Consider the following 10190-nt stretch of genomic DNA (forward strand, 5'->3'; position numbering starts at 1 on the left):
GAAGGGGTCCCGGAGGTGCCCGGGGTGGAGCCGCCCTCGCTGGGCGTGGGCGCGGGGGTGGCCGGCGGGACCGGGACGGGGGTGTCGGTCGGCTGGGGGGTCTCGGGGGTGACGACCGGGCCGGGCGTCGTCCCTCCGGGGAGGCATCCGGTGAAGTTCATCCGGTGGGTCTCGGCGCCGGGGACCGTGACGAGCTCCTCGGCGACCACGGAGCCGTTGACGTGGCCGGGTCCTGTGCCCTTGCCGCCCATCTCGACCTCGGCGTTCGGGGCGAGGATCGTGCCCGGCCAGGAGGTGTGGTTCTTCTTCACGCTCTCGGCCTGCGGGAAGTTCCACAGCAGGCGGGAGCGGATCTGCCGGTACTCGTCGCGCGGCACGGCGTAGTCGTCGATGACGGGGGCCCCGCCGTCGAGGTTCTTGTAGTAGACGCCGTAGGTGGCCGAGGTGCTCATGTCGTACGAGGTGCCGAGCACGTTCACCAGGGTCGAGGAGCCGACCGGGACGTCCAGGGTGATCGCGCGGGCCTTCTCCAGATCGACGGCGTTCACGGCGAAGACGTTGAGCTTCTCGTCGGTGCCGGTGAGGAAGAGGCCGTCGCCGACGGCGGCGACCGTGCCGCCGGGCTCCGTCGCGGCCCAGCCGGCGGACAGCTTCCGCAGGTGCGCGAACTCCTTCGTGAAGTCGACCGGGGACGCGCCCTCCTCGACCTTGTCGCCGTCCACGCCGCCGACGACCCTGCCCGCCACGCCCGTTCCGTTGTCCAGGACGACCTGGTTCGCGTGCAGCGTGCCGCCGACGACGAGGCTGTGGCCGCCGGGCAGCTCCGCGAGGTCCGCGCCGGTGAGCTTGTGGCCGATCGAGAAGCCCGAGGACTGCTTCGCGTCTCCGAACGTCGCGTCGCCGCCGACCGCGACCGCGCCCTCGGAGTCCGAGTGGCGGACGGAGTCCTTCTCGACGAACTCGGCGTACAGGCCGGCCGTGCCGAGCGGCTGCGACACGCACTCCGCGGTGGTGGCGGAGGCGGCGGGGCCCAGGTGAGGGCGGCACCGGTCACCGCGAGGACGGCGGCCACGGCAGCGGTCGTGCGCATGCGAAACTCCAGGTCAGGGAGGTGCGAAGGGGGCGCGTGGGGGGTGTGTCCGAGTGGACGAGCCGACCTTCCGCCATTCCCTGATGTGCCGTCAACTCACCTGATATGGAGCCGATTCCGGCATGACGGGATGATCCTCCTTAAGTGAACCTGAACGATCCCGGAGCCGTGACGCGGCTCACACGTGCCACTGCCCCGCGCCCTCCGGGAGGAAGGGTGCGGGGCAGTGGACGACGGGGCGCCGGGGGTCAGCGGGCGGAGCGGTTGACCGCCGAGATGACCGCCTTCAGGGAGGCGCGGGTGGTGTTGGCGTCGATGCCGATGCCCCACAGGACCTTGCCGTCGATGGCGCACTCGATGTACGAGGCGGCCTGCGCGGAGGCGCCCTCGCTCATCGTGTGCTCCTGGTAGTCCAGCAGGCGGGCGTCGACGCCGATGGACTGCAGCGCGGCGAAGAACGCCGAGATCGGACCGTTGCCGGAGCCCGTCAGGACGGTGTCGACGCCGTCGACGACCGCCTCGACGGTCAGGGTGTCCGTGCCGTCGGTGTCGGAGGTGGACTGGCCGGAGCGCAGCTGGATACGGCCCCAGGCGTTGTCCGGGTTGGGCAGGTACTCGTCCTGGAAGACGGCCCAGATCTCGGCCGGCGTGACCTCGCCGCCCTCGCTGTCGGTCTTCTGCTGGATGATCTTCGAGAACTCGATCTGCATCCGGCGGGGCAGGTCCAGCTTGTGGTCGTTCTTCAGGACGTACGCGATGCCGCCCTTGCCGGACTGCGAGTTGACCCGGATCACGGCCTCGTAGGAGCGGCCGACGTCCTTCGGGTCGATCGGCAGGTACGGCACCGCCCACTCGATCTCGTCCACCGTCTTGCCCTGGGCGGCCGCGTCGGCCTCCATGGCGTCGAAGCCCTTCTTGATGGCGTCCTGGTGGGAGCCGGAGAAGGCGGTGTAGACCAGGTCGCCCGCGTAGGGGTGGCGCGGGTGGACCTCCATCTGGTTGCAGTACTCGGAGGTGCGGCGGATCTCGTCGATCTGGGAGAAGTCGATCTGCGGGTCGACGCCCTGCGAGAACAGGTTCATGCCCAGCGTCACCAGGTCGACGTTGCCGGTCCGCTCGCCCTGCCCGAACAGGCAGCCCTCGACGCGGTCCGCGCCCGCCATGACGGCCAGTTCGGCCGCCGCCACGGCGGTGCCGCGGTCGTTGTGCGGGTGGACGGAGATGCAGATGTGCTCGCGACGGGTCAGGTTCCGGGCCATCCACTCGAACCGGTCCGCGTGCGTGGACGGCGTCGAACGCTCCACGGTGGCCGGCAGGTTGAGGATGATCTCGCGGCCCGGGCCGGGCTGCCAGACGTCACAGACCGCCTCGCAGACCTCCAGGGCGAAGTCCAGCTCGGTGTCGGTGAAGATCTCGGGGCTGTACTGGTAGCCGAAGGAGGTCTCCGGGCCCAGCAGCTTCTCCGCGTACTCCATCACCAGCCGCGTGCCGTCCACGGCGATCTGCTTGATCTGCTCCTTCGAGCCGCGGAAGACGACCCGGCGGAAGGTGGGCGCGGTGGCGTTGTACAGGTGGACGGTGGCGCGCTTGGCGCCGATCAGGGACTCCACGGTCCGCTCGATCAGGTCCTCGCGGGCCTGGGTCAGGACGGAGATGGTGACGTCGTCCGGGATCGCGCCCTCTTCGATGATGGAGCGCACGAACGCGAAGTCGGTCTCGCCGGAGGACGGGAAGCCGACCTCGATCTCCTTGTAGCCCATGCGTACGAGCAGGTCGAACATCTCGCGCTTGCGGGCCGGGGACATCGGGTCGATCAGGGCCTGGTTGCCGTCGCGCAGGTCGGTGGACAGCCAGCGGGGCGCCTTGGTGATGCGCTTCTCGGGCCAGGTCCGGTCGGGGATGACCACGGCCTCGTACTGGCCGTACTTGTGGATCGGCATCCCGGACGGCTGCTGCGTGTGGGTCGCGTTGGTGACGGGCGTCGGACGGCTGACGAAAGGCGACTGGGACATTGCGTAGGGCTCCTCGGGGGGTCCTGCGGAGTGGACGGCCGACTGTCGAACGCAACACCGAAACCCGCGGGGAGGGGGTCGGCCTACGACTACAGGCCCTCGCCGCGGCAGCTAAGGAGAAGCAGCCCGAAACGCATGATGTGCGTCACCATAGCCCAGGTCCGTGGAAGGCGGACGTCCTGTTTCAGTATGCGGGACGGCGGTCGCGTCAAGGGGGAAAGGTGACCTATCACTCCATTTCACCAATCCTCGTCGCTGGTCGTGACAGTGACGATACGCAGTGCCACATTGCTGGCATGACCTCCCACACGCCTACCTTCTGCTCGATCGTCCCGCCGCACGTCCTGGAGCGGCTGGCCGAGCACGCCGACCCGGCCGTCGCCGAGGCCGCCCGCCGCACCCTCGCGGTGGACCTGGCCCAGCGCACCACCCGGACCGAGCGGACCGCGCCCGCCCCGGCGGAGGACGCCGACGGAAAGCCCCGGCGCACGATCTACGACGCCAAGAACGGCACCCGGCTGCCCGGCCACGAGGTGCGCGGCGAGGGCGAGCCGCCGACCACCGACGACACGGCCAACCGCGCCTACGCCGGCCTCGGCGCCACCTTCGACCTCTTCCTGAACGCCTTCGGCCACGACTCGATCGACGGCGCCGGGCTGCCGCTCCGCGCCACCGTCCACTACGACGAGAAGTACGACAACGCCTTCTGGAACGGCGAGCAGATGGTGTTCGGCGACGGTGACGGCGAGCTGTTCCTCGACTTCACGATCCCGGTCGACGTCATCGGCCACGAGCTGGCCCACGGCTTCACCCAGTACTCGGCGAACCTCGCGTACTACGGCCAGTCGGGGGCGCTCAACGAGCACGTGTCGGACGTCTTCGGCTCGCTCGTGAAGCAGCACGCCCTGGGCCAGAGCGCGGACCGGGCCGACTGGCTCATCGGAGCCGGGCTGCTCGGCCCCGCCGTCGACGAGGGCACGGCGCTGCGGTCCATGAAGGCCCCCGGCACCGCGTACGACGACGACGTGCTCGGCAAGGACCCGCAGCCCGCCCACATGGACCACTACGTCCGCACCAGCTCCGACAACGGCGGGGTGCACATCAACTCCGGCATCCCGAACCACGCCTTCTACCTGCTGGCCACCGAGCTCGGCGGCAACGCCTGGGAGCGGCCCGGCCGGATCTGGTACGCGACGATGACCGGCGGGGCGCTGACCGAGGAGGCCCGGTTCGGCGAGTTCGCGCGGGCGACGGTGACGACGGCGCGGGACCTGTACGGCGACGGGGAAGTGGTCGAGGCCGTGCGGCGCGCCTGGGTGGGCGTCGGCGTACCGACCTCGTGAGCCGGCCGGTTCTGCGGTAGACAGGGCCCATGCGGATTCGAGTGCGGCGCACGGGCGGTTTCGCGGGCATCGAGCGGTCGGCGGAGGTGGACACCGCCGACCCGGACCTGCGATCCCTGGTCACCACCGTCCTCGCGGAGGGCGACGGTGACACGCGGGGCGTGCCCGACGGCTTCTCGTACGAGATCACCGTCGACGGCCGCACGATCCGCTGCTGCGACCCCCGCCTCACGGACGCCCAGAGGACCCTCGTCACGAGGGTCCTCGAAGAAGGCGCGTAGCTCCTAGCGGGAGGCGCGCCGCCAGAACCTGTTCTCCTTCGGCGGCCTGACCTTCAGGGACCAGTCGCCCTCGGCACTGCGGACCTGCACGAGCAGAGGCCCTTCGGGCAGCGGCCGCGCGTCCCTGGGGAGCCTGCTCGCCACGTTGGCGAGCAGGTGGTCGCGGCCGTCCGGCTCGTAGCCGTGCACGTGGAAGTACGCGTGGCCGAACTTCGTGCGCAGCCGGGAGGAGAGCAGGCCGGCGGGGCCCGTGTACAGCAGCACGTCGGCGCCCCGCCCCTCGGCACTGCCGTCGAGGTCCTCCACGGCGCTCACCGGACGGACGGCGATCGTCCACGCGCGGTCGTAGGCGCTCACGCGCAGGCGCAGCCGGCCCTTGCCGTCGTGGCGCAGCAGCCCGCGGCCCTCGAAGTCCTCCAGGGTCGTGTTCGCGAGCAGGACGTCGTGGTCGCCCTTCTCGTCGAGGCTGAACACTCCGAAGTAGCCGTCGCCCCGCCTGGCGGAGTCGACCACGACGTAACCGGCCGGAACCGGCACGTCGATGGTGAGGTCGGCCTTGCCCTTGCCGCTGCGGACGAACTCCGGGAAGTCCTCGCCGAAGAGCTCGATGTCCGACATCGGGCCGACCCGCACGGGGCGGGGCACCTGGGCCGGGATCCGTGCGGGGGCGGCCTCGGCCTCCCGGACCTTGGCGAGGAGCTCCTCGGGGACGGCCTCCGGAGGGGCGCCGACGGAGACGGACTCGTCGACCGGGACGGGCTCGTCGTCGTGCCCGGGCTCGTCGGAGGCGGGCTCGTCCGGGTCCCTGCCCACGATGCCGAAGTCCTCGGCGAGGCCGACGAGCCCGGAGTCGTACCCCTGGCCCACGGCGCGGAACTTCCACGCGCCGTCGCGCCGGTAGAACTCGCCGAGGACGAACGCCGTCTCGGTGCTCGCGTCGTCGACCTCGTACAGCGCCAGCTGCTCGCCGGTGGCGGCGCTGACCGTCCGGATGTGGAGGCCCGGCACCTGGCCGAACGTCCCGTCCTCGCTGGAGGCGGTGATCACGATGCGCTGGACGGCGGGCTCCACGCGCTCGGTGTCGATCTCCAGCCAGTCGGCGACCCGCCGCTCCTCGTCCCGCACCTGCCCGGTCAGGCGCACCGCGCCGGACGCGTGCGCGGGCTGGTTGTAGAAGACCAGGTCGCCGTCGCCCCTGACCCGGCCCGAGGCGTCGAGCAGCAGCGCCGAGGCGTCGACCTCCGGCACCCCGTCACCGGCCGCCCGCCGGACGACCGCGATCCGCCACACCTGCCCGGGGACCGGCAGGTTTCCCCCCTTGACGATCTCTGTCACGGCGCCATGCTGGCACGCGGCCGAGGGGTCTGACTAGAAACCGAGCTTCCTCAGCTGCTTGGGATCCCGCTGCCAGTCCTTCGCGACCTTCACGTGGAGGTCGAGGAAGACCGGGGTGCCGAGGAGCGCCTCGATGTGCTTGCGGGACTTCATGCCGACCTCCTTGAGGCGGCTGCCCTTGGGGCCGATGATGATGCCCTTCTGGCTGGGGCGCTCGATGTACACGTTGGCGTGGATGTCGAGCAGCGGCCGGTCCGCCGGGCGGTTCTCGCGCGGGATCATCTCCTCGACGACCACCGCGATCGAGTGCGGCAGCTCGTCCCGGACGCCTTCGAGCGCGGCCTCGCGGATCAGCTCCGCGACCATGACCTGCTCCGGCTCGTCCGTGAGGTCGCCCTCCGGGTAGAGCGGCGGGGACTCCGGCAGGAGCGGGATGAGCAGGTCGGCGACGAGCTGGACCTGCTTGTCGCCGACGGCCGAGACCGGGACGATCTGCTGCCACTCGAAGCCGAGCTCCTTGCCGAGCTGGTCGATCGCGATGAGCTGCTCGGCGAGCGTCTTGGAGTCGACCAGGTCGGTCTTGGTGACGATCGCGACCTTCGGGGTCTTCTTGATCTCGGCGAGCTCCTTGGCGATGAAGCGGTCGCCGGGGCCGAGCTTCTGGTCGGCGGGCAGGCAGAAGCCGATGACGTCGACCTCGGCCCAGGTGGTGCGCACGACGTCGTTGAGCCGCTCGCCGAGGAGGGTGCGCGGCTTGTGGAGGCCGGGGGTGTCGACCAGGATCAGCTGCGCGTCCGGGCGGTGCACGATGCCGCGGACGGTGTGCCGGGTGGTCTGCGGCCGGTTCGAGGTGATGGCCACCTTCTGGCCGACCAGAGCGTTCGTGAGGGTGGACTTGCCCGCGTTGGGGCGGCCGACGAAGCAGGCGAAGCCGGCCCGGTGGACGGCTTCGGTTTCTTGGTTGCGAGCGCTCATGGGGGCCATTGTCCCCGATGAGCGCCCGCCTCACGTACTCAGTGCCCGGCGGCGGCGTATCCGCAGGCCGTGGAGCCCTGCCGCGCCGCCCACGACGAGGACCGCGGCGGCGAGCCAGGGCAGGGCCAGGAAGGACACGGTGCCGCTCTCCCGCACGTCCTTCGCGGTGGCGGTGAGGGTCACGTCGCCCCAGTCGAGCTGCGGGGAGCCGGTCCAGCGCTCGGTGAGCCGGATCTTCTGGCGGGGCAGCAGCTCGGCCGGCACCCCGGCCAGGTCGCGGTCGAGGAGGGTGCGGCCGAAGAGGCCCCGGGCCCTCAGGGCGACCTTGGGGTTGAGGGTGACGTTGCCCCGGTTGTGCAGGGTGTACGAGACGAGGGCGCTGCTCGTGCGGGTGCCGGGGACCAGCGGCCGGTCCTGGTCGAGGGTGACGTCCTCGACCGCGAGGGCGGGGACGGTCGGTCCGTTGACCCGGAGGTAGACGCGGGCGCCGACCGCGCGCTGGACGCCGACGGCGACGGAGCCCTTCCCGCCCCGGGCGATCCGCTCGTCGAGGGCGACGAGGGCCCCGGGGTGGTCGCCGGGGTCGGCGTCGGCGGGGACGGTCAGGGTGTAGGGGACGGTGACGGCGGAGCGGGGCGGGACGGTGATCCGGGTCCGCTCGGGCCTGATCCAGGCTCCGGCGCCGGTCTGCTTCTCCTGCCGGGTGCGGACGGCGAAGCCGCCGTCCCGGTCGGTGTTGTAGGCGTCGGCGCCGTACAGCCGGAAGGTGAGCGGGGCGGAGGTCTTGTTGGCGACGGTGACGCGGTCGGTGAGCTTCGTGCCGGGGTCGGCCGAGAGGTAGAAGTACGGGCGGCCGCCGAGCCGGGAGGCGGCCGGGTAGACGGCCCACTCGCCGTTCTCGGCGGCCCGGGCGCCCGGCGCGAGGCCGAGCAGCACGAGGAGGGTGCTCAGGAGGAGGACGTACGACTTCGTGCGCACGGGTGCGGACTCCCGGGGTGCGGATGGCGGAGCGGGCCGGCCGGGTGCGCGCCCGGCCCGCGGGACGGTCAGGACAGGGTCAGCGTGAGCACGCCCGCGTACGAGCCGGGCGCGGTGAACGCCGGGACGTCGAGGGAGAGCTGTGCGTCGACGGTGAACTCGCCGCCCGTGAGGGTGCCGTTCGGGGTGGAGGCGAGGGTCGCGCCGCCGCTGCCGACCGGTCCCGCCGAGCCGGCCGCGCAGGCGCTGGGGCTGCCTGCCTTGGCGGTGCAGGCGGGGGTCCAGCTGAGGTTTCCGGCGCCGATCGCGCCGCCGGGGCCGGTGAAGTCGGTGACCTTGCCCGTCAGGGACCAGCCGGCGGGGCCGCCGCGGAAGTCCTTGACGGTCACCGTCCGCAGCGCGCCGGTGGCCGCGCCGCCCGCGCCGAAGTCGACGGAGGACAGCTGTACGGCGTCCCCGGCCTGCGTCATGGACAGCTCGCCCGCCGTGACGGCCGCGGTGATCGTCTGGCTGTTCGGCGGCGCCGGCACGACGACCTTGTACGCGGCGGGACCCGTGCCCTTCTCGGGATCCCAGGCCGTGCCCTCGTACGCCACGATTCCGGTGGTCGCCGGGTCGTTGACCTTGAGGCGCGCGGCGAAACCGCCCTCGCTGTCGGTGGTGACGGTCATCTTGTCGGCGGTCTCCGCCGCTCCGGCGCGGCCGACGACGGTGACCTCGGTGAGCGGGGTGAACCTGCTGCCGGTGACGGTGACGCGCACCCCCGGGTCGCCGGAGGCGTTGTCGAGCTGGAGCGTCCGGGTGTTGGGGCTGGTCACGGGGCTCGCGACGACCGTCTCGGAGACCGGGGCGGGCGGGTCGAGCACCGTACAGGGGGTGTCCAGCTCCATGAGGTAGCTGGTGTGGATGTTGTAGTCGCCGGGCGAGAGGGTGATCGAGCCGGCCTCGGTGGCGGTGAAGGTGCCCGTCATGGAGAAGGCCGGGAAGGAGCCCTTGCCGGGGACCGGCGGGTTCTTCTTGGGGCCGGTGACGGTGACCGTGCCGGTCTGGGCGCCGCCGAGGACCACCTTGCCGCTGGGCGTCATGATGTCGGCCGGGAGCGCGAGGTCGACGGGGTTGGACGCGGCGGGCTTGGTGACGGTGTAGGTCACGGTCACGGTCTCGCCGACCTTGGGGCTGGTCCTGTCGACCGTGATCTGGGCGGTGGTGGTGCCCTCGATCGGCGGGATCTGGGCGATCGGCGGCGGGACGCAGCGGGTCTGGAAGTCCACCGACTGCGAGGCGGCCGTCGCGCCGGCCGGGGCGGCGAGCGCGCCCGTGCCGGCGACCGCGAGGGCGGTGACGCCGAGGACGGCGGTCCAGCGCCGTCTTCGGGTCGCCGCCCGGGATCGGGTGAATGCCATGGTGTGCCCCCTCCTGAGGGATGAGTGGGCGCCATTGACGGCTGCGGGCGGAGAGAAGTCAATGGAAGCGGGTTCCCTCGACTGATGACCCATCAGATACTGTCAAGATCGGCGGATGTCCGACGTTTCCGCAGGTCACGACAGAGACCGGTGCCGCCCGGGGCGGCACCGGTCCGGGTGGGGACAGGGGCTCAGCTGAAGACGAACGGACCCGGCGACTGCGAGGTCACCGCGTCACAGTTCACCGTGACCCCGAAGATCACCATCTTGAGGGCGACCCCCGCGAAGTACGAGTTGAGGCTGTCGCCCGAGGCCACGGTCCCGCTCAGCGGGCCCATGACGACGGACTGCCCGGCGGCGAGCGCCGGGTTCTTCTTCCCGGTGAAGACCCGGGTGCCGCCGCCCCCCTTGGCCATCGTCAGGGTGGAGCTGATCGAGTCGGCGCCGACCGCGATCGGGGTGGTGACGGCGGAGGTGATGGTGACGGTCGCGGCGGTGCCGCTCTGCGTGGCCGTGAGGGTGGCGGTGCCACCGCCCCAGCTGCCGCAGTCGTACGTCGCCGTGGCCGTGCCCGGCGAGACGGCGCCGGCCGTCGGGGCGAAGGCGAGTCCGGCGGCGGCGAGCGCCCCGGTGAGCACCGCGACGGTCCCTAAGGTGCTTCTGCTTCTCATGGCGGGTTCGAACCCCTTCCGATACCGAACGCAGGGGTGCGGACACTGCGTGAACGATGGAGATCTGACGGTCCGTCGGACGAACCGCTGTCATTGACGCGC

9 protein-coding genes are annotated in these 10190 nt (G+C 71.6%); 2 read left to right on the plus strand and 7 right to left on the minus strand.

The window, feature by feature from the left end; genetic code table 11:
- Positions 1 to 998, minus strand: a 998-nt coding sequence (locus K7G60_RS37220; protein WP_225805391.1) for a choice-of-anchor A family protein, incomplete at its 3' end; no start/stop codon positions are given.
- A 340-nt stretch (positions 999 to 1338) separates the two neighbouring features.
- A complete protein-coding gene (leuA, locus tag K7G60_RS37225; RefSeq protein ID WP_225805392.1) occupies positions 1339 to 3102 on the minus strand; it encodes a 2-isopropylmalate synthase in 1764 nt (587 codons plus the stop codon).
- A gap of 296 nt (positions 3103 to 3398) precedes the next feature.
- Between leuA and K7G60_RS37230 the strand changes: the two genes are divergently transcribed.
- Together K7G60_RS37230 and K7G60_RS37235 are read left to right on the plus strand one after the other, a co-directional pair.
- Positions 3399 to 4445, plus strand: coding sequence for a M4 family metallopeptidase (locus K7G60_RS37230; protein WP_225805393.1), 1047 nt, complete (start codon positions 3399 to 3401; stop codon positions 4443 to 4445).
- Between the two features lie 29 nt (positions 4446 to 4474).
- Positions 4475 to 4726 carry a protealysin inhibitor emfourin gene (locus K7G60_RS37235; protein WP_225805394.1) on the plus strand — a complete coding sequence of 84 codons (252 nt, stop codon included), beginning with the start codon at positions 4475 to 4477 and terminating at the stop codon, positions 4724 to 4726.
- Positions 4727 to 4729: 3 nt separating this feature from the next.
- Here K7G60_RS37235 and K7G60_RS37240 read toward each other — a convergent pair whose 3' ends face one another.
- The 5 genes from K7G60_RS37240 to K7G60_RS37260 all read right to left on the minus strand — a co-directional run bounded on the left by K7G60_RS37240 (position 4730) and on the right by K7G60_RS37260 (position 10088).
- Positions 4730 to 6061: a TerD family protein gene (locus K7G60_RS37240; RefSeq protein WP_225805395.1), complete on the minus strand. Its 1332-nt coding sequence runs from the start codon at positions 6059 to 6061 to the stop codon at positions 4730 to 4732.
- A gap of 33 nt (positions 6062 to 6094) precedes the next feature.
- On the minus strand, positions 6095 to 7045 hold the full coding sequence (era, locus tag K7G60_RS37245; protein ID WP_374115739.1) for a GTPase Era: 951 nt from the start codon (positions 7043 to 7045) through the stop codon (positions 6095 to 6097).
- Between the two features lie 21 nt (positions 7046 to 7066).
- Positions 7067 to 8014, minus strand: a complete 948-nt coding sequence (locus K7G60_RS37250) for a WxL protein peptidoglycan domain-containing protein (RefSeq protein WP_225805397.1) — start codon at positions 8012 to 8014, stop codon at positions 7067 to 7069.
- 68 nt (positions 8015 to 8082) lie between these two features.
- Positions 8083 to 9417: a beta-xylosidase gene (locus tag K7G60_RS37255; RefSeq protein WP_225805398.1), complete on the minus strand. Its 1335-nt coding sequence runs from the start codon at positions 9415 to 9417 to the stop codon at positions 8083 to 8085.
- A 191-nt stretch (positions 9418 to 9608) separates the two neighbouring features.
- Positions 9609 to 10088, minus strand: coding sequence for a hypothetical protein (locus K7G60_RS37260; RefSeq protein ID WP_225805399.1), 480 nt, complete (start codon positions 10086 to 10088; stop codon positions 9609 to 9611).
- Positions 10089 to 10190: the final 102 nt, after the last annotated feature.

Source organism: Streptomyces sp. NK15101 (assembly GCF_020400725.1).
Classification (GTDB): Bacteria; Actinomycetota; Actinomycetes; order Streptomycetales; family Streptomycetaceae; genus Streptomyces.